Genomic DNA, 19,195 nt, shown 5'->3' with positions numbered 1-19,195 from the left:
TCAGGGCGTCGGCTGGAACATGGCTGACGTCTTGGATTGTATCATCCAACGCTGATTGACGCGGTACAGCACGAAATAGTCGATGAAAGTGCGTGACTCGCCCGCGAGCTCGAATTTCACAAAGGCCATCTGGTCGCCGACGATATCCAGGCTGAGAATGCGGCCGGTGTTGGGAGCGGATAGGGGGCCATCTGCCCGCGCGGCAAAGTCGGCAAGTGACATGGCGATCACCTCATCCCCCTCATTAGTACGGCGGACATAGGCGAATTGGCCGTTGTCGAGATTGAAAGCACGTCCCAACCGCTCCGGATTGCCCGTTTGGCGACCCCAGAAATAGTCAGCGATTACCGCGCGGATTTCGTGCTCTGTTTCCGCGAATGACGAGCCGTCATCAACGGATTGGGCGGCGGCCAGCGCTGGCATCGTCGCAAGAGCGATTGCAAGCAGAATGGATCTCATATCGGATTTTCCCTCGTGACGCCCCCCGCCCGAGAATCTTGTTTCTAGCCCAATGTGGTCCCGACGACAGGCTGCGGTTGCGGTTTGGACATCACATTTCTGTGGGGATGGAGTCATGCAGCGGCGGCGACCCATTGACCTGACCACCCGCAGGCCCCAAGCCTGTCGCGCATGACGACGCCGCTTTCCGTTCTTCGCCAGCGTGTTGATGCTGGTCTTCTCAGCCCCGATCCCGAACAGGAGCGGGCTGCTGAGGTGTTGACCGATCTGGCCGCGCGCCTCTCGGCCTGGCGGCCGGATCGCAAATCAATCTTTGGCAGGCGGGAACCGGCGCCCCGGGGTCTATACCTGTGGGGTGGAGTTGGCCGCGGCAAATCCATGCTGATGGACTTGTTCGTCGAAAATGCGCCGGTCGCCCCGAAGCGCCGGGCACATTTTCATGAATTCATGCAGGATGTGCATGCCCGTATCAACGTCTGGCGCAAGCTGGCACCGGACGCGCGCCGCAAACAGCCTGAATATGTGCGCGGTGCCGGGGACGACCCCATCCCGCCCGTTGCCAAGGCTCTCGCTGCCAAGGCACGTTTGCTCGCATTCGACGAATTCCAGGTCACCGATATCGCCGATGCCTCAATCCTGGGGCGGCTGTTCGAGCAATTCTTCGAGCGCGGTGTCGTGGTGGTGGCGACGTCGAACCGCCATCCCGATGATCTCTACAAGAACGGCCTCAACCGCCAGCGTTTCCTGCCGGTGATCGCGATACTCAAGGACCGGCTCGACATCATGGAGCTCGATAGCGGGACAGACTTCCGCCTGCGCCAGCTGGAGGCCGCGCCGGTCTACTACACGCCGCTCTCGGCCGATGCGGAACTGGCCATGAACAAGGCCTGGGAACGCCTGACCTCCGGCGCCGTGCCGCAGCATTGCGTGCTCGATGTGAAGGGGCGCAGTCTTGTCGTCGAGCGCGAAGCCGCCGGCGTGGCGCGCTTTACCTTCTCCGAATTGTGCGCTCAGCCGCTCGGGCCAGCCGATTACCTTACCCTGGCCGACCGTTTCCACACCGTCCTGCTGGAATACGTACCCCGGTTATCGCCGGCCAAACGCAATGAGGCCAAGCGCTTCGTGACACTGATCGACGCGCTCTACGAGGCACGCACCAAGCTGGTCATGAGTGCCGATGCCGAGCCGGTTGATCTCTATCCGGACGGTGATGGCGCCTTCGAGTTCGAACGAACCGCCTCGCGCCTGATGGAAATGCGAACGCACGACTACCTCGCCGCCCAGCGCCGTGAGGATGAGGGCGACGCCGCACCGTAAAAAGGGAATGCCAATGTCACGCTCTATCGGCTTGTCGCCGGAAATCGTCGAATACGTTCGCCGCGCCAATCGCGCGGAACATCCGGCCCTCGCGCGGTGTCGCACGGAAACCGATGCCATGGGTGATGTCTCGCGCATGCAGATCTCGCCGGAGCAGGGCGCCTTCCTGCAAATGTGTGCCCGTCTGGTCTCGGCCCGGATCGCGGTCGAGGTTGGTGTCTTTACCGGCTATTCGGCCCTGGCGACGATCCTGGCCATGCGCGACATGTATGGTGAGACGGCTCGCCTGATCGGTTGCGACATTTCTGAGGATTATACCGGGAAGGCCCGGTCCTATTGGGACGAAGCCGGTGTGACCGACCAGATCGAGCTGCGCATCGGCGATGCGCGAGAGACGCTGGCCGGCTTGGTCGATGCGCGGGGCGGTGCCGTCGACATGATTTTCATCGACGCGGACAAGACCGGCTACGATGCCTACTACGAGGCGGCGCTCAGCCTGGTTCGGCGTGGCGGGCTGATCCTGTTCGACAATGTGCTGTGGGGCGGCAGTGTCGCCGACCCGGACCGGGTCCGGGAGGACGCCGATACAGCAGCCCTCGCGGCGCTCGCGGAGACTTTGCGCGCCGACGCGCGCGTGGATATCGCCTTCACCGGCTTGGGCGACGGAATATTGATGGCGCTCAAGCGTTAAGCTCTTGCGCCCATGCCCTTCAGCCTGTCACCAACGTCCAGGCAAAACTCATGGCCTGCTCCCCTGACATGTCCGAGATAACGGCCGTCATGACATCGCCGTCTCGGCTGTAGGCAATGACGTTGGGAAAGTCGTGATCGGGGTTCTCGAACCGGACCGAACTGGCGCCGCGCTCGACCAGTTCGAAGCAACTCGCCGGGCGTCCGCCGGGTTGGGCGCAGTACCGACCGGTTTCGCCGGCCAGCTCGATGCGCAGGAACTCGAAGCCCACGGCACTGCCTTCAACCCGGGTCCGGTTGACCCCCAGCAGCAGGCCGCCTGCGCTGTCGGTCCAGACTTCCTCAATCACCGGGTCGCCGCCCGTGCTGCGCCAGTGGCCGGCCATCCAGTCGAGCGTGTCGTCCTGGCCAAGTGCGCTCGGAGCCGGGGCGCAGGCAGCGATCACCAACGCGGCAAGAGCGAGGTGGTCGTTGACGTGCGATCGTGCGGGTTTTCGGGTGGTCATTGTGGTGGTCTCCGATGGGGTATCGTCATTATTGACAGCGCAATCGGCCGCCGTCTTGAATGATCCGGACAAGGAGGCGCGATGAGCGAGGCGATGTATGAGTTCCGGCCCGCCGGCGAGGGCTTGGCTGACCGCATTGATGGTGTCTGGCATCTCTCCCGTGACGGCGATGACACGCCCCGGATGATCGCCCCGGACGGGGCATGCGAGATCATCCTGCACCGATCAGAACCGCCGCTCGAACGGGGCGGCGACGGCTGGACCCGTCAGCCGGAGGCATTTCTCTACGGACCCTTGAACCGGGTGTTGGTCCTGCGCCAGAGCGGGCCGATGGATGTCGTGGGAATACGATTGCACCCGTGGGCCGTCGGCGCGCTGGGGGCGCGTCCGTCGGCTTGGCGAAACCGGGCGGTGCCACTTGCGGAGATACTTGGTGTAGAGCCAAGCCGGCACCTTCTTGAATTCGCTCGTACCGCCTCGTCGCCCGCCGGATTTCTTGATCTTGCCGGGAATGAGCTCGACTGCGTTCTGCAGCCGCCGCTGGTCCAGACTTGCGTGCGTCGGCTTGTTGAGGCGCTGCAAGGTGGTGAAGTGACGGGTTTGGCTGGCCTTGCGGCGATGGCCGGAACCAGCGAACGGACGGTCGGGCGTCGGTTCGAGCGGGCTTGTGGTCTGACGGCGGGAGACATGATCCGGATTTTTCGTTTTCACCGGGCCCGCGATGCGATCAAGGCCGGATTGCCGCTGACCGAGGTCGCCGCCGATGCGGGCTATGCCGATCAGGCTCATATGACCCGCGAGTTTCGCCGTTTCGCCGGCATTACGCCAGTGCCGGCCCGCAATCCGGCGCCCTTCGATGTTTTCTATCCAGGCGAGCTGAAGGATGCGGAGACGCACAGTAAAATGTAACCTTGACGACACTCGATGTCACCTATAGGTAACTTGTAACGTAAAGGTTACAAGGAAGTGCCGTCATGGAAGACCAAGTCTCCAAACTTATCCGCCAGCGCGACAGGGTCCTCGCCCTCGCCGCTGTGAGTTTCCTGTTCTGGCAGGGCGCGCAATTGGCTGAGAACATTGTTGAAGAGGGCGGTTGGGACCTCGGGCCCTATGAGCTGGTGGTCCAGCTTGTGCTCGTGGCCGGCGCGCTTGGATGGGCGGGCGCGTCCTTCCTGTTTTTGCTCTACGCGAACAGGGTTCGGCGATCCGAGACGCAATCGGTCATTCAGGATGAGTTGTTCTGTCACAACCAGCGCATCGCAATACGCTGTGGCTTTGTCGCGCTCATCGGCGCGACGTCGGTATTGCTCGCCGCCGACCTCTTCATCGGGTTTTCGGCCACGATTGCACTCCGCGCATTGCTGATCACTGGCATAACTGCGCCGTTGGTGACTTTCCTGATTTTGGGTCGGGACAATCTGGAGGATGATGCGTGAGCAGCGAGTTGGCCAACAGGCTGAAGGAGCTGAGGGCCCGTGAGGGCCTCACTCAGGCCGAGCTGGCCGAGCGGGTCGGCGTCACCAGGAAGACCATCAATACGGTCGAAAACCGGGTCTTCGTGCCCTCGACCATTCTTGCGCTCAAGCTTGCCGCGGCGCTGGGGGTTGCGGTCGAGGATGTCTTCCAGCTGGACGGCTGAATCCGGTCGGGCGGCGTCCTGCGATCCGCTGCGGCGATATCACCGCCTTGCCGAACCCGCCGCGCAGCGCTAGACCGCTGGCCAAATGCTTGAACACCCCCACAAGAGGAGCTCCTCCATGGCCCGTAACAAGATTGCGCTCATCGGATCCGGCATGATCGGTGGCACCCTGGCCCACATCGCAGCGCGTGAAGAACTGGGCGATGTCGTCTTGTTCGACATTGCCGAAGGCGTGGCCAAGGGCAAGGCGCTGGATATCGCTGAAGCCAGCCCGGTTTTCGGCAAGGACTCCAAGCTCGCCGGCTCGGACGACTATGCCGCGATCGCCGGCGCCGATGTCTGCATCGTCACCGCCGGTGTGCCGCGCAAGCCGGGCATGAGCCGCGATGACCTGCTGGGCATCAATCTGAAGGTCATGAAGGCTGTGGGCGAAGGCATTGCCAAGCACGCTCCGGACGCGTTCGTGATCTGCATCACCAACCCGCTCGACGCGATGGTCTGGGCGCTGCGTGAATTCTCCGGCCTGCCGCACAACAAGGTCGTCGGCATGGCCGGCGTGCTCGACAGTGCCCGCTTCCGTCACTTCCTGGCCGACGAGTTCGAGGTTTCAGTCGAAGACGTCACGGCCTTCGTGATGGGCGGACATGGTGATACGATGGTGCCGCTGCTGCGCTATTCCACCATCGCCGGCATCCCGGTTCCGGACATGGTCAAGATGGGCTGGTCCACCGATGAGAAAATGGACGCCATCATCGACCGCACCCGCAAAGGCGGCGGCGAGATCGTGGCCCTGCTCGGTACCGGTTCGGCCTTCTATGCCCCCGCCGAGAGCGCCATCGACATGGCCGTTTCCTACCTGCGTGACAAGAAGCGCATCCTGCCGTGTGCCGCCTATTTGTCCGGTCAGTTTGGCCAGGACGACCTCTATGTGGGTGTGCCGGTCGTGATCGGCGCCGGCGGTGTCGAGAAAGTGGTCGAGATCGAACTCAATGCTGACGAACAGGCGATGTTCGACAGCTCGGTTGAGTCCGTGAAGGGGCTCGTGGCCGCTTGTAAAGGGCTGGAGCCGTCGCTGGCCTAGGTGAGGCGGAAGACTTGAGAAAGCCGCCGGCCTGACGGGTCGGCGGCTTTTTTGTGTCTACAGCCCGCCGGCGAAAGTACCCGCCGTGTTCAGTCGCATCAGCTCGAATCCGAGCACCAAGAGCGTGGTCAACCAGGCGAACGGGACCCAGAGGAGGACTCCCGCCGCAGGTGAGGCTCGCCCGACGAGACCGGTTGCGAACAGGCCGTAGATCCACATGGCCATGGCGGCCAGGAAGCCCAGGGCAGGGTCGCGCAGGCCGAAGAAGATACAGACTTGCGCCGACATCCCGGTCAGCAACAGGACGATCAACAAGCTGCCAAGCAAACGCATCCCGTTTTTGCCGCTGCGCTGGACGATCCAGAGCGCAATGACCGTGCATACGGGGATAAGCAGGCCGATCAAATTCATGACAGCGAAGCTCGGTGCCCAGTTGGGCGCGTCCAACGCATTGACCCAGTCGACGGCACCGGTCGCGTGCAGCCATCCTGACAGCCCGCCAGCCAGGGAGGCCGCACCGATCATGTAGACCAGCAGGGTAATGACGCCGGGACCGTGCCGCTTGTCGGCCATGGATGTTTCAACTCACTCTGACTTGCCCTGTCCGGTGCAAGTTTCAAACCACGCGCCCGTCGACCTGGTTTTCGGGCGGACCGCGAGCCTATCGATATAGTGGCGAGCCGCATAACTGCAGACGCTCATAATCAATGCGTGAATACTGTCGCTCGGTTTTAACTTGACCGCCCCGGCGTGAACTCATCGAGTGGCGCAATGACCCAGATCCAGCTCGAGACTGATCGTCTCATTTTGCGCCAACCCGATCTTTCCGACTTCGAACCGCTCTGCGATCTCATGGGCGACGCGGAAACCACCCGATTCATCGGCGGAACGCAGGAGCCGGCCCATGTCTGGCGCGGCTTGTGTGGCATTGTCGGCCATTGGGCGTTGCGCGGATACGGGTTTTTCTCGGTGATCGAGAAGGGCAGCGGTCAATGGTTGGGCCGGGTCGGCCCGTGGTATCCGCACGGCTGGCCACAGCCGGAGATCGGTTGGTCGCTGAACCGGGCCAGTTGGGGGCGGGGGTTCGCCACGGAAGCGGCGGGGGCATGCATGGACTACGCGATCGATGAGCTGGGATGGCCGGATGTCATCCATCTCATCGATGCCGACAATAGGGCGAGCCAAGCCGTGGCCGCCAAGATCGGCTCGCGGGACCTGGGCCATGACGCCGAGGTCGCCGGGTTCAACATGATCGTCGATGTCTGGGGTCAGAGTTCCAGCGAATGGCGGACCCGCCGCAAATCCTTGCGCTAATACCAGCCGGCGTCGCGTAATTTTGGCGCATAGGTCCGGCTGACCGGTGCTTCGGCACCTGTCGTCAGTGACAGGGTGGCGCGACCATCGCTGCGGGATATGCGTTCGACCGCTTTGCGGGCGACCCACCAGGACCGGTGCGTGCGGGCACCGTCGAGGGGCGCGACAGCCGCGACCGCATCACTCAATCGCATCAGGATCAGGCAGTCGCCGAGGTCGGTATGGACGCGCAAATAGTGATCCTCAGCCTCCAGAGCCAGGATATCGGCGCGGCGAAGCCGCGGCGGAAGCTTGTCAGTCAGTGCAACCGATGGCCGCGTGGCATCCGGGTTGGATGTGCCGCGCGCGCGATTTTGTTCAATCAGAATTGAGACTGTCGTGACAGCTGCCGAGATCACCCAGACGAGAAAGTAGATCATCGGAAGGACATAAAGCGGGTAGCGTCCGCTCAGGACCAGCTGCAGAAGTGCCACGGCCGCAGTCACGGGTATCGACACCAGCAGTGTCGTCGCGAGACCCGTCGCCAATTTGGGCCAGTCCGGTGCATAGCGGTCAAACAGCCAGTTGCAGCCATGGCCGCAAGTCCAGCCCAGCGCCATCAAACCCGTCCAGTAAAGCCAGATCCATGGCAGGCCGAGACTGGCCGTTTCATAGGGGGCAAGGATGGCGAGAAACGTCCCCGCCGCGAGGACGATGGCGACGTTGGGACCCCAGGATTTCACTCTTTCGATCATCGTTGGCCCGGTCATTCACGAAGCGTGAATGAACACCTAGCGCAATTCGCGCAGCGCGGCAGCCCGTTGACGCAATCTCGGTTTCCCCGCGGTGCAGGGTGGCGCCATGCCTGTCCCGACACCCGGTCATGGGACCGGACAGCACGGGAGATAACTCGATGATGATGACCGCAATGATCCTGGCCGCTTGCCTCGGATCCGCCGCCCAAGATGAGGCCAACCTCACAGTCCATGTTGACGGGTTTTCGGAAGCTCGCGGCGCGGTGATGATGGCGGTCTTTGCCTCGGCGGAAAGTTGGAATGGCGGCGACCCGGTTGCCGGCAGCCGCGTTGAGGTGAGTGGCGACACCGTGACGGTCTCTTTCTCGTCATTGCCAGCCGGCGACTACGCCATTCGAATGTTCCATGACGTCGATGGTGACGGAGAACTCAATGTCAATCTGATGGGCATCCCGAGCGAGCCCTTTGCTTTTTCCAACAATGCCCGCGGCAATTTCGGGCCGGCCAGCTGGCAAGACGCCGTCTTCCAGCTGGTGCCCGGCGAGAACACGCATTCGCTGGACCTGCGCTAGGGAGGTGATGATGCAGACTCACCCCAATCGTCGCGACATGCTCGCCCTGCTCGCCGCCGCTGGCGGGGCCGCCAGCCTGCCGGGACTCGCTTTTGCGAGCGAGGGCGCTGATCCTGTCTACCAGGCGTTCGAAGCGGCCAGTCGGCACGATCCGTGGACATTGGGCTTTACCGATGCGCCGGCTACTGGTCTGGATGGCGTGCCGCAACGTCTGCATGGGCGGCTGCCTGACGGCTTGGCCGGGACGCTTTACCGCAACGGGCCGGCGCGCTTCAGCCGTGATGAGTGGCGCTACCGTCACTGGTTTGACGGTGACGGCATGGTGCACGCTTGGCACTTGGCGCCGGGCGAGCCGGTCACCCACAGGGCGCGTTTCGTCGAGACCCCCAAATGGCGGGACGAGGAAGCGGCGGGGCGCTTTTTGATGCCGACCTTCGGCTCACAGCCGCCCAATACCCGCGGCATGCGTGGCCCGGATGACATGAATGCGGCCAACACGTCGGTGATGGTGCTCGACGGCCAGCTGATGGCGCTCTGGGAGGGCGGCTCGGCCTGGCAACTCGATGCGCAAACCCTGGCGAGCCAAGGGCCCCGAAATTGGGGCGACGGTCTGGAGGGGCTGCCCTTCTCGGCCCATCCCAAGGTCGATCCCGACGGCACCGTGTGGAATTTCGGCCAGGCGCCGGCGCAGGAAGCGCTCGTGATCTGGCAATTGGGCCGCGACGGTTCCCTGCGTCGGGCTGAACTCGTCGGCGATATACCGGGCGGCATGATCCATGATTTCGCGGTTACCGACCGCTCGCTTGTCTTTCTGGTCGGCAATCTGCGCTGGGCAGGGCCGCAGCTGCCTTATCTCGACAGTTTCCGCTGGGATGACAGCCGCGCCATGCAAGTCATTGCCATTGACAAGTCGGACTGGTTACAGCGCCGCGTCTGGGAGTTGCCGCCGGGCTTTCTTTTCCATGTCGGTGGTGCCTGGGAAGACGCCGACGGGACGATCCATGTCGATGCTGCCCTGTCCGACGACGCCCGCATGGCAACGATTGGCGCCCGGGACGTGATGCTGGGCAGGCCCAGTCCGGAAAGTGAAGGCGGAAGCCGGATGCACATGATCACCCTGTATCCTGGCGGTCGCTTTGAACGCGCGGCGTTCAACGATGGCGGCGCCGAGTTCCCGCAGGTTGATCCGCGCTACACCGGCTTGGCGCGGCGCTTTACCTGGCATGTCGGCTGGTCGGACGGTCAGGTCCGCGGGGCCAGTCAACTGGTTGAACGGAATCTCTTGTCCGGCGCGACACGACGCTTTGATTTCGGCACAGATGTGGTCGTTGAAGAACCGCTCTTCATCCCACGCGACCGCGCTGCGGAAGAGGGCGATGGCTGGCTCGTCCACACAGCGTTGAACAAGCAGGCGCGCGCCAGCGAACTGCATATCTTCGAGGCGCGTCGCCTTGAAGACGGGCCGGTCGCCAGCTGGCGTTTGCCCTATGCCTGCCCGTTGGGCTTTCACGGTTGCTGGCAGGCGGCTTGATCCGCGCAAGGATGTTTGTCTCCCCGGCCGGGAGTTAATCTGTCGGCAAGCTTGCCGACATTCCGGCCGTGTGAGCCTTGGCTTCCCGGCTCGGGCGTTGGGAGACTGACATGCAGAATTATTGCCTTGCGGCGTTTGGCGCGGCGGCGCTTTTGGCAACGCCCGCCCATGCTCAATCATTGACCGATTGGCGCGACCAGCTGGACCCGGACGCTCTCGCTGGCGGCGAGATATATCTTGAGCTTCAGTATGAAGGCGAGGCTGACGGCTTCATGCGATATGGCTGGCAGACCGACGGTGATGAAATCGCCATTTATGATCGGACAATGTGGGCCTCGCATGAGATCTACGAGACGTTGGAGACGCGGATCCGCTTGGCGGACCTGGCACCGGTCTCCTCCGATATCCGTTTCCATCAAGGCGGCAATTATTATGTCTTTGATATCGATTTCGAGCCGGGGATCGCTCGCGGACGGATGCAGGCTGTCCGTCCAGGACAACCCGACGCATCTCAACCCCTCGCAAGCGAGCTTGAGAGCGGCACGATCCTTCGGGCCAGCATTTTCTTGGTCGCCTCAGCCCTGCCGCTCGAGGTCGGCGACAGCATCGCCTTCAATTGGTACGCCGAGATGGGCAATGCGGTCGCCGCGGTGACGTTGAGCGCGGTTGAGGAGGTCACCATTGAGACCCCTGCCGGCAGTTTTGCGACCTTGCGTCTGGAGCAGCGCGGCGGCACGCCTGCCAACGACATTTTCATTGACCGGCAAAGCGGCGACATCGTCCGGATTGATGTCGGTGGACAGCCGATGCAATTCGTCGCGCCAGCGGCCGCCGAATAGCCGACACGGTATCACGCAATCGGGACAATTGACCCGGCGCGCCGAGTTTGCGACCTCTTTGGCGTCCAGCTCGGAGTTGAGTCATGATCCCAGTCCGCACCGCGTTCGCCGCCCTGCTTGCCGCTCTCGGCGCCTTTATCCTGCCCGGTCACGCCGCCGCCCAGCGTGATGTGCTGCTGAATGTCTGCAATGACGCCGGTTTCAGCGTCGCTGTTGCGGCGGCCTATCGGACCAGTCCCACCGAGGACCGCACCTTGCGGAGCTGGTTCTTGGTCGAGCCGGGCAGCTGTCTTGAGGGCGCGGTCAATAATGTGGTGGGAGATATGCTCGATCTGCACGTGATGTCCGGCGAATGGCGCTGGCCGGCACGTGTCGGTGACGCGGTCTATTGCACACCCGCCAACTCGACGTTTGCCCTGGCGACTACCGAGCCCTGCCGCAATGAGCGCGAGCCGCGCAACTTCGTCCGCTTGCCGATCTCGTCGAGCCGTTACCGGGGTGTGGGGCAGGTTGACTACAGGGTGCGATGTGAAGCGCTGTCCGGCGCGGACGCAGACATGTGTGTCGGTGCGCCCCGGGATGAGCGCGGCCTGGCGCAGATCGTACGTACGTTGGAAGTTTGTCACACCGGCGCACGCCCGGCCGATACTGTCGTGCTCGTGGCGAGGCCTGATGGGCGATATGATGTTGCTGCCCGCCAGATCATTGCCGGTGGTGACTGCGTCGATCTCTATCGGGGCTTTCCGCCCGGCAATCTCGTCATGGTCGGGGCGCTTGGCCGGCGCAATGAAGACGGTGCGGCGTTGTTTTGTGTGCCGGACATGGTCGAGGGGCCCTTGGTGCGCGGTAATGGCGAATGCGGCGGCGATCAAAGCGTGAATGCAGAGGCCCATTCCTTCCGCGCCAACGTGTCCCGTTTCACAGCCTACCTTCAATAGGTAGGTCACAGACCCGCTGGTTTGCCCGCCGCTGATGGATGGCTGACGCAATGCGGGCCTGTCGTTAGTTGCGCGCTCTCGCAACCCATGACGCATTCACATGCCCGAACCCGCTGACCGATGCCTCGGCCACGCGCTCGGGAGCGGCTGCGCTGGTTCGTGGCACTTGTCGCCGATAAAATTTTCGCGCGTTAGGCGCGTTGCGTTGCGCCGCCTGCGGCGCTGTTGCATGGTCCGCGTGCACCCCGCTGCGCCGGGGAAGTCGCACCGGGGGGTGATCATGGACACGAGCGAGCCGTCGGCCCGGGCCGAACGCTTTTTGCCTGACTGGATCGTCGGTGGTGTCGTCCGGGCGAGCTTGATTCCGGGCCTTTGGAGCTGGGGGCGTGCCAATGCGGATGTCTGGCCAGGCGTCATGCCGGATACGATTGCGGCGGCTTCGGTGTGGAACATTCCGCTGATTTCTGCGGTGCAGACAGCCCAGATCGCCGTTTGGGGCGCGCAGCTGATCGCCTTTCTCCTGCTCGTCGGCTTTCTGACCCGCCTCGTCGGACTGGTCCTGTTGGCCGCTTGTGCGATCTACGCATTCTGGATCATGCCCGAGGCGTGGACCTCTGTGGTGGTTTTTGCGGCGTCAGGCTTTTATCTCTTCGCGCGAGGTGGTGGTGCCGTCTCAATAGACGGGGCGATCGTGGCGACACTGCGCTAAATACGGGTCAGACTTACACAATCTCAAGAAGTGTGGGGCAGGCTGGATGAGTCGGAATTGGCCGGACCGGATCGTCCACCATGTCACCAGAACTGCGGCAGAAGCTGAAAACGGCGCTCGTCGGACGTGAGTCCGTCGATATGGGTCAATTTCAGTTCCTCAACTTAGAGCGTGTTCGGGCACGGACCGGCGAGGACTGGCCGCGTTTGCGTGAGAAAGTTTACGAGACGTCGACGCAATTCATCGAGCGGCGCCTTGGCCCGGACGACGTGATGATTCGTGTGCAGGGCGGTTTCCTCATCATTTTTCGCGCCAGTGACGTTGAGGCGGCGCAAGACATGGTTGATGCGATCTCGGGCGAACTCAACACATTCTTCCTGGGCGAGGCCGGTCTCGAAGATGTCCGGACAGAGGCGGATGCCCGTGACGTGCCGACGAGTGAATTGCTGGAGATTGTTGCGCGTTCCCAGCCACATGACCATGCGGGCCAGTCCGCGATATCGCCGGATGCAGGGGCGGGTTTACCGGCGGACCTCGCGACGCCTTGGGCATCATCATCGCCGCCGGAACGAGATGATGATGGCAAGACGCGATGGGTTGAAGCGCCCAAGCCCGAACGGCGCGACCGCCCCTCATTGGTTCCGGGCCAGGCGACGGCAGCGGGCGATGTGCCGCCGAGCTGGGACGATATTGTCTTCAAGCCGGTTTGGGACAGCCGGAAATCCTATATCAGCCACCATATCTGTGTAGCGAGGAAAATCGTCGACGGGTTCGCGTACTATGGCCGCGAGACCCTGTCGGGCGCGGCGGATCGCGACCAGCACCGGCGGCTTGATCGCGTCGTCGCGCTCGCGGCCCAGCGCGGGTTTCAAAAGGCTCGAGCGGCGGGACATGGCAGCATGATCATTGTCCCGGTCCACTATGACAGCCTGTCGTCAGTGTCGCGTCGCATGGAGTATTTCAAAATTCTTCAGCCGATCCCCGAGCCGGCCCGTCGTTTCTTCCTGCTGCGTATCGATGGTGTGCCCGACGGCGCGCCGATGGCGCAGCTGCAGGAAGTTTGCCGGTCGATGAAGCATTTCGGGGCCTATGTGCTGGTCCATCATCGCTTCGGCCTGGCCGGGCTGGACCGGTTCGAGAGCTGCGGCATCGGGATTTTCAGTGCGGACACGCCGCCGCGGCTCAACGATGCCGGCGCTGGCGACAAGGACTTGATGGCCTGTGTCACCTGGGTTTCGACGGTCCAGCAAATGAGCGCCGAGACTTCACTCCTGGAGATCGAAAACACGGCCCTTCTTGAGGCCGCAATGTCAGCCGGCGTTCGCTATTTCTCGGGTCCGGGGATTGCAGCCGCGGCCGAAATGCCCGGCCCGCCGCGCCGCTTGTCATTGTCGGCCATCCTGGCGCCGCCCGACAGCACGGGTGGTCGCGACGAGACATTCGAGATTGACTGACAAATAGACGCTGCGAGTGCGTTGCACCGCAGCAGCCCAGTGCTATAAGGCGAGTCCATTCTGGCCGTTTTGTCGCTTTTATCCTCCCGCGAGGCCCCTACATGAATATCCACGAACATCAGGCGAAAGCCGTCCTGAAATCCTTTGGCGCACCGGTCGCTGAAGGTGTCGCCATTTTCTCTGCCGATGAGGCTGCTGCCGCGGCCGACAAGCTGCCCGGACCGCTCTGGGTGGTGAAGTCGCAAATCCACGCTGGTGGACGCGGCAAGGGCAAATTCAAGGAACTGGGTCCCGACGCCAAGGGCGGCGTCCGTCTCGCCTTTTCCAAGGAAGACGTGATTGCCAACGCCAAGGACATGCTCGGCAATACGCTGGTTACGCACCAGACCGGCCCTGAAGGCAAACAGGTCAATCGCCTCTATATCGAGGACGGTGCCGACATCGCCACCGAGCTGTACTGCTCGTTGCTGGTCAACCGTGAAACCGGCCAGGTCGCCTTTGTCGTCTCGACCGAAGGCGGGATGGATATCGAGGACGTCGCCCACGAAACGCCCGAGAAGATTCAGACGATCAACATCGATCCGGCCACCGGCGTTACCGACGCTTCGGCGGCTGCGGTCTGCGACGCGCTGAAGCTGGAAGGCCAGGCGCGCGACGACATGATGGGGCTCGCCAAGATCCTCTACACAGCCTTCTGTGAGAAGGACATGGCGATGCTGGAGATCAATCCGCTCATCGTCATGGACAATGGCCATGTCCGTGTGCTGGACGCCAAGGTCTCCTTCGACGGCAATGCGCTTTTCCGTCACCCGGACATCATGGAGCTGCGTGATACGACCGAGGAAGACGAGAAGGAAATCGAGGCCTCCAAATATGACCTCGCCTATGTCGCCCTTGATGGGGATATCGGCTGCATGGTCAATGGTGCCGGTCTCGCCATGGCGACGATGGACATCATCAAGCTCTATGGTGCCGAGCCGGCCAACTTCCTCGATGTCGGTGGCGGTGCCACGACCGAGAAAGTCACGGCCGCCTTCAAGATCATCACGGCCGACCCGAACGTCAAAGGTATCCTCGTCAACATTTTCGGTGGCATCATGCGTTGCGACGTGATCGCCGAGGGCGTGGTCACCGCGGTCAAGGATGTCGGCCTGCAAGTGCCGCTCGTTGTTCGCCTGGAAGGCACCAATGTCGCCAAGGGCAAGCAGATCATCAATGAAAGCGGTCTCAACGTGATCGCCGCCGATGATCTCGACGACGCTGCCCAGAAAATTGTCGCCGCCGTGAAGGAGGCCAACTGATGTCGATCATCGTCGATAAGAACACCAAGGTCATCGTCCAGGGCCTGACCGGTAAAACCGGTACCTTCCACACCGAGCAGGCGCTGGAATATTACGGCACCCAGATGGTCGCCGGCGTGCACCCGAAAAAGGGTGGCGAGACCTGGTCGGCCGGCATGGACGGCGCAGCCTCTCTGCCGATCTTCGCCTCCGTCGGTGAAGCCAAGGAAGCCACCGGCGCCGACGCCTCCGTGATCTATGTCCCGCCGGCCGGTGCCGGTGCGGCGATCATCGAGGCGATTGATGCCGAGATCCCCTTCATCGTGTGTATCACCGAAGGCATCCCGGTGATGGACATGGTCAAGGTCAAGGACCGCCTCGACAAGTCGAACTCCATGCTGCTGGGTCCGAACTGCCCCGGCATCCTGACTCCGGAAGAGTGCAAGATCGGCATCATGCCGGGCTCGATCTTCAAGAAGGGCTCGGTCGGCGTGGTCTCGCGCTCGGGTACGCTGACCTATGAAGCCGTTTTCCAGACCTCCCAGGTCGGCCTCGGCCAGACCACGGCGGTCGGCATTGGCGGTGACCCTGTCAAGGGGACCGAATTCATCGACGTGCTCGAGAAATTCCTTGCCGACGACGAGACCCAATCAATCATCATGATCGGCGAAATCGGTGGCTCGGCCGAAGAAGATGCGGCGCAATTCCTGGCCGATGAAGCCAAGAAGGGCCGCAAGAAGCCGACTGTCGGCTTCATCGCTGGTCGCACGGCGCCTCCGGGTCGCACGATGGGCCATGCCGGCGCCATCGTCTCCGGCGGCAAGGGCGGAGCGGAAGACAAGATCGCGGCCATGGAAGCGGCCGGGATCAAGGTTTCGCCGAGCCCGGCGCGCCTGGGTACGACGCTGGCCGAGCTTCTCAAGGGCTAGGGTCGGCGCTATCGCCGAAACAACAAACCGCGTTCCGGGCCTCCGGGGCGCGGTTTTGTTTTGTCACCATCTTGGCAGCAGACCGGCGCGAATCCCTTTCGTGACACGCGGATTAGGCATAGAGGGTTGATTAACCCACTCGGTTTAACCCCATCCAGACACACTCCTGACTCAGGCCTCCCCTCAATATGTCTGACCAAAGCCGTTCCCAAGAAAACCAGAACTTCCTGGATACCTCCTTCCTCCAGGGCGCCAATGCGGTCTATCTCGAGCAGATGGCTGCTGCCTATGCCGCAGACCCGAACTCGGTTCCGCCGAGTTGGAAGGCCTTTTTCGACGCGATGGGCGATGCGCCGTCGGAAAGTTCGCACGCGGCTCGTGGCCCGGCCTGGAAACGCGCCGACTGGCCGCGCAAGGTCAATGGCGAAATGGTATCGGCCTTGGGTGATATTGGCCCGGATGAGGCAGCCATGGTCGACAAGGTCGCCGGTCATGTTGCGGCAACGCAGCCGGGTGCCAGTGCGGACGATGTCCGCAAGGCGACCCAAGCGTCGATCCGCGCGATCATGATGATCCGCGCCTATCGCATGCGCGGTCACCTGGCCGCCGATCTTGACCCGCTGGGTTTGACCGATTTTGGCTACCAGGCTGAACTCGATCCTGCGACCTATGGCTTTTCCGGTGCAGCACTGGACGAGGATGTCTTCATTGACGGCTATCTTGGTCTGGAGACGGCCACGCCGCGCGTCATGCTCGATATCCTGAAGCGGACCTATTGCGGTCCGGTCGGTGTCGAATTCATGCATATTTCCAACCCGGAAGAGAAAGCCTGGTTGCAGGAGCGCTTTGAAGGGCCGGACAAGGACATTTCCTTCACCAAGGAAGGCAAGATCGCCATCCTGTCCAAGCTGATTGAGACCGAGCGCTTCGAACAATTCCTGCATAAGCGCTATCCGGGCACCAAACGTTTCGGCGTCGATGGTGGCGAGAGCATGGTCCCGGCGCTGGAACAGATCATCAAGCGCGGTGGTTCGATGGGTGTCGAGGACATCATTCTCGGCATGCCGCACCGCGGCCGCCTCAATGTGCTCGCATCTGTAATGGGCAAACCCTACCACCAGATTTTCCACGAATTCCAAGGCGGCAATACGCAAGGCGAGGACGAGTTCGGTTCCGGTGATGTGAAATACCATCTCGGTGCGTCGTCTGACCGTGAGTTCGATGGCAACAAGGTCCACCTGTCGCTGACGGCCAACCCGTCTCACCTTGAGGCCGTCGACCCGGTCGTCCTGGGTAAAGCGCGCGCCAAACAAGAGGAAAACTGCCGCAAGAAAGCGGGTACGCCGCGTTCAAGCGTGCTACCGCTGCTTTTGCACGGTGATGCCGCTTTTGCCGGCCAGGGCATCGTGACCGAATGTCTGGGCCTGTCCGGGCTTCGCGGGCACCGCACCGGCGGCGCGATCCATTTCATCGTCAACAATCAGATCGGCTTTACGACCGACCCCAAGGACAGCCGCTCAAGCCCCTATTGTTCGGACGTGGCGCTGATGGTCCAGGCGCCGATCTTCCACGTCAATGGCGATGACCCGGAAGCGGTTGTTCACGCCACCCGTATTGCGACTGAATACCGTCAGCTGTTCGGCAAGGACGTGGTCATCGACATGATCTGCTATCGCCGCTACGGCCACAACGAGGGCGATGACCCGACCTTCACCCAACCGATCATGTACCGCATCATCAAGGACATGCCGCCGGTCAAGAAGAAGTACCAGGACCGTCTCCTGGCCGAAGGCGTACTCAGTGCGGCGGACGCTGAGGCGATTGAGAACGAGTTCGACACATTCCTGGAAACCGAGTTCAACGCGGGCAAGAGCTTTGAGCCCAAAAAGGCCGATTGGCTCGACGGTCGTTGGTCGGGCCTCGGTCTGCCGGAAGGCGATGATCGCCGTGGCGAAACATCGGCAACCATGGAAAGCCTCAAATCGGTCGGCCTCGCCATGACCGAAGTGCCGGAAACCATCAATATTCACCGCACTTTGCAGCGTGTGCTGGGGGCGCGCCGCGCCGCGATCGAAAGTGGCGCCGGCATTGACTGGGCGACCGCCGAACACTTGGCCTTCGGTACTTTGTTGACCGAGGGCTTCCCGGTTCGCCTGTCTGGGCAGGATTGTGGTCGCGGCACGTTCTCGCAGCGCCATTCGCATATCATCGACCAGGAAACCGCGGAGAAGTACACGCCGCTCAACAACCTGTCCTACGACCAGAAAAAATATGAAGTCATAGACTCCATGCTGTCGGAAGAGGCGGTTCTGGGCTTCGAATACGGGTATTCGCTGTCCGCACCGAACACGCTGGTGATGTGGGAAGCCCAGTTTGGCGACTTCACCAATGGCGCCCAGGTCATCATCGACCAGTTCATCTCCTCCGGTGAGCGCAAATGGCTGCGCATGTCGGGCCTGACCATGCTCCTGCCGCACGGTTATGAAGGTCAGGGTCCGGAGCACTCATCAGCGCGTCCGGAGCGCTTCCTGCAAATGTGTGCGGAAGACAATATGCAGGTTGCCAACTGTTCGACACCGGCGAACTACTTCCACATTCTACGGCGCCAGATTCACCGCAACTTCCGCACGCCGCTGGTGATCATGACGCCGAAAAGCCTGCTGCGTCACAAGCGTTGCGTGTCGCAGTTGGCGGCGATGGGGCCGGGGTCGTCCTTCCACCGCGTGCTTTGGGACGACGCCGATGGCGCCTCGCGTCCGGAAGGCGAAAGCCGTCAGACCACGCTTGAACTCAAGTCCGATGCCGACATCCGCCGTGTCGTGCTGTGTACCGGCAAGGTCTATTACGACTTGCTCGAGGAGCGTGAGAGCCGCGGCGCGGATGATGTCTATCTGATGCGGGTCGAGCAACTTTATCCCTTCCCTTACAAGGCACTGATTGCCGAGCTCGCGCGTTTCCCGAATGCCGAGATCGTCTGGTGCCAGGAAGAGCCGCGGAATATGGGTTATTGGACCTTCGTCGAACCCAATATCGAATACGTGCTCGGCAAGATCGAAGGTCAGGCCAGCCGTCCGCGCTATGTCGGCCGCTCGCCGACCGCATCGACGGCAACCGGCATCGCCTCCAAGCACAAACAGCAACAAGACGCCCTGGTCGATGAAGCCCTCTCCTAGGGCCGGCCAACTTCTTTGAAGGAAAGACGA

At 62.2% G+C, this 19,195-nt stretch carries 20 protein-coding genes; 16 read left to right on the top strand and 4 right to left on the bottom strand.

What is annotated here, in order from left to right:
* Nucleotides 1–459: a nuclear transport factor 2 family protein gene (locus tag AWH62_RS08560; RefSeq protein ID WP_158025592.1), complete on the bottom strand. Its 459-nt coding sequence runs from the start codon at nucleotides 457–459 to the stop codon at nucleotides 1–3.
* Between the two features lie 171 nt (nucleotides 460–630).
* On the opposite strand from AWH62_RS08560, the gene zapE reads away from it, so the two are divergent.
* Nucleotides 631–1,776: a cell division protein ZapE gene (gene zapE / locus AWH62_RS08555; RefSeq protein ID WP_075190060.1), complete on the top strand. Its 1,146-nt coding sequence runs from the start codon at nucleotides 631–633 to the stop codon at nucleotides 1,774–1,776.
* A 13-nt stretch (nucleotides 1,777–1,789) separates the two neighbouring features.
* Nucleotides 1,790–2,467 (top strand): O-methyltransferase, encoded by a 678-nt coding sequence (locus AWH62_RS08550; protein ID WP_075190059.1) that lies wholly within the window; start codon nucleotides 1,790–1,792, stop codon nucleotides 2,465–2,467.
* A 19-nt stretch (nucleotides 2,468–2,486) separates the two neighbouring features.
* Here AWH62_RS08550 and AWH62_RS08545 read toward each other — a convergent pair whose 3' ends face one another.
* Complete coding sequence (locus AWH62_RS08545; RefSeq protein ID WP_143742988.1) at nucleotides 2,487–2,972, bottom strand: DUF6265 family protein; 486 nt, start codon at nucleotides 2,970–2,972, stop codon at nucleotides 2,487–2,489.
* Nucleotides 2,973–3,053: 81 nt separating this feature from the next.
* Between AWH62_RS08545 and AWH62_RS08540 the strand changes: the two genes are divergently transcribed.
* The 4 genes from AWH62_RS08540 to mdh all read left to right on the top strand — a co-directional run bounded on the left by AWH62_RS08540 (nucleotide 3,054) and on the right by mdh (nucleotide 5,692).
* Nucleotides 3,054–3,881: an AraC family transcriptional regulator gene (locus tag AWH62_RS08540; protein WP_075190057.1), complete on the top strand. Its 828-nt coding sequence runs from the start codon at nucleotides 3,054–3,056 to the stop codon at nucleotides 3,879–3,881.
* 65 nt (nucleotides 3,882–3,946) lie between these two features.
* The gene (locus AWH62_RS08535; RefSeq protein ID WP_075190056.1) at nucleotides 3,947–4,408 is read left to right on the top strand and encodes a hypothetical protein; all 462 of its coding nucleotides are present in this window, start codon (nucleotides 3,947–3,949) and stop codon (nucleotides 4,406–4,408) included.
* Nucleotides 4,405–4,611 carry a helix-turn-helix transcriptional regulator gene (locus tag AWH62_RS08530; protein WP_075190055.1) on the top strand — a complete coding sequence of 69 codons (207 nt, stop codon included), beginning with the start codon at nucleotides 4,405–4,407 and terminating at the stop codon, nucleotides 4,609–4,611. Before AWH62_RS08535 ends, AWH62_RS08530 begins: the two co-directional genes overlap by 4 nt.
* Nucleotides 4,612–4,729: 118 nt before the next feature.
* Nucleotides 4,730–5,692, top strand: coding sequence for a malate dehydrogenase (gene mdh / locus AWH62_RS08525; RefSeq protein ID WP_075190054.1), 963 nt, complete (start codon nucleotides 4,730–4,732; stop codon nucleotides 5,690–5,692).
* Nucleotides 5,693–5,749: 57 nt separating this feature from the next.
* On the opposite strand, the gene AWH62_RS08520 is transcribed toward mdh, so the two are convergent.
* A complete protein-coding gene (locus AWH62_RS08520; protein ID WP_075190053.1) occupies nucleotides 5,750–6,265 on the bottom strand; it encodes a TspO/MBR family protein in 516 nt (171 codons plus the stop codon).
* Nucleotides 6,266–6,463: 198 nt separating this feature from the next.
* Between AWH62_RS08520 and AWH62_RS08515 the strand changes: the two genes are divergently transcribed.
* Complete coding sequence (locus AWH62_RS08515; protein WP_075190052.1) at nucleotides 6,464–7,006, top strand: GNAT family N-acetyltransferase; 543 nt, start codon at nucleotides 6,464–6,466, stop codon at nucleotides 7,004–7,006.
* Here AWH62_RS08515 and AWH62_RS08510 read toward each other — a convergent pair.
* Nucleotides 7,003–7,728: a LytTR family DNA-binding domain-containing protein gene (locus AWH62_RS08510; protein ID WP_158025591.1), complete on the bottom strand. Its 726-nt coding sequence runs from the start codon at nucleotides 7,726–7,728 to the stop codon at nucleotides 7,003–7,005. The two genes, AWH62_RS08515 and AWH62_RS08510, sit on opposite strands and share 4 nt — an antisense overlap.
* A gap of 170 nt (nucleotides 7,729–7,898) precedes the next feature.
* Between AWH62_RS08510 and AWH62_RS08505 the strand changes: the two genes are divergently transcribed.
* From AWH62_RS08505 to AWH62_RS08465, 9 genes are all read left to right on the top strand, one after another.
* Complete coding sequence (locus AWH62_RS08505; protein ID WP_075190051.1) at nucleotides 7,899–8,312, top strand: DUF2141 domain-containing protein; 414 nt, start codon at nucleotides 7,899–7,901, stop codon at nucleotides 8,310–8,312.
* Between the two features lie 10 nt (nucleotides 8,313–8,322).
* Nucleotides 8,323–9,843 (top strand): carotenoid oxygenase family protein, encoded by a 1,521-nt coding sequence (locus tag AWH62_RS08500; RefSeq protein ID WP_158025590.1) that lies wholly within the window; start codon nucleotides 8,323–8,325, stop codon nucleotides 9,841–9,843.
* 110 nt (nucleotides 9,844–9,953) lie between these two features.
* Nucleotides 9,954–10,682 (top strand): DUF3108 domain-containing protein, encoded by a 729-nt coding sequence (locus tag AWH62_RS08495; protein ID WP_075190049.1) that lies wholly within the window; start codon nucleotides 9,954–9,956, stop codon nucleotides 10,680–10,682.
* An 83-nt stretch (nucleotides 10,683–10,765) separates the two neighbouring features.
* Nucleotides 10,766–11,620, top strand: coding sequence for a DUF1036 domain-containing protein (locus AWH62_RS08490; RefSeq protein ID WP_075190048.1), 855 nt, complete (start codon nucleotides 10,766–10,768; stop codon nucleotides 11,618–11,620).
* A gap of 280 nt (nucleotides 11,621–11,900) precedes the next feature.
* Nucleotides 11,901–12,329, top strand: coding sequence for a TQO small subunit DoxD (locus AWH62_RS08485; protein WP_075190047.1), 429 nt, complete (start codon nucleotides 11,901–11,903; stop codon nucleotides 12,327–12,329).
* An 80-nt stretch (nucleotides 12,330–12,409) separates the two neighbouring features.
* On the top strand, nucleotides 12,410–13,783 hold the full coding sequence (locus AWH62_RS08480) for a hypothetical protein (RefSeq protein WP_075190046.1): 1,374 nt from the start codon (nucleotides 12,410–12,412) through the stop codon (nucleotides 13,781–13,783).
* A gap of 101 nt (nucleotides 13,784–13,884) precedes the next feature.
* Nucleotides 13,885–15,084, top strand: coding sequence for an ADP-forming succinate--CoA ligase subunit beta (sucC, locus tag AWH62_RS08475; protein WP_075190045.1), 1,200 nt, complete (start codon nucleotides 13,885–13,887; stop codon nucleotides 15,082–15,084).
* Nucleotides 15,084–15,992, top strand: coding sequence for a succinate--CoA ligase subunit alpha (sucD, locus tag AWH62_RS08470; protein ID WP_075190044.1), 909 nt, complete (start codon nucleotides 15,084–15,086; stop codon nucleotides 15,990–15,992). The genes sucC and sucD overlap by 1 nt, the downstream gene beginning before the upstream one ends.
* 188 nt (nucleotides 15,993–16,180) lie before the next feature.
* Nucleotides 16,181–19,165 (top strand): 2-oxoglutarate dehydrogenase E1 component, encoded by a 2,985-nt coding sequence (locus AWH62_RS08465; protein WP_075190043.1) that lies wholly within the window; start codon nucleotides 16,181–16,183, stop codon nucleotides 19,163–19,165.
* Nucleotides 19,166–19,195: the final 30 nt, after the last annotated feature.

This window comes from Maricaulis sp. W15 (assembly GCF_001924955.1).
Classification (GTDB): Bacteria; Pseudomonadota; Alphaproteobacteria; order Caulobacterales; family Maricaulaceae; genus Maricaulis; species Maricaulis maris.
The sequence above is the reverse complement of the archived record's forward strand: the minus strand, read 5'-3'. Positions and strand labels throughout refer to the sequence as shown.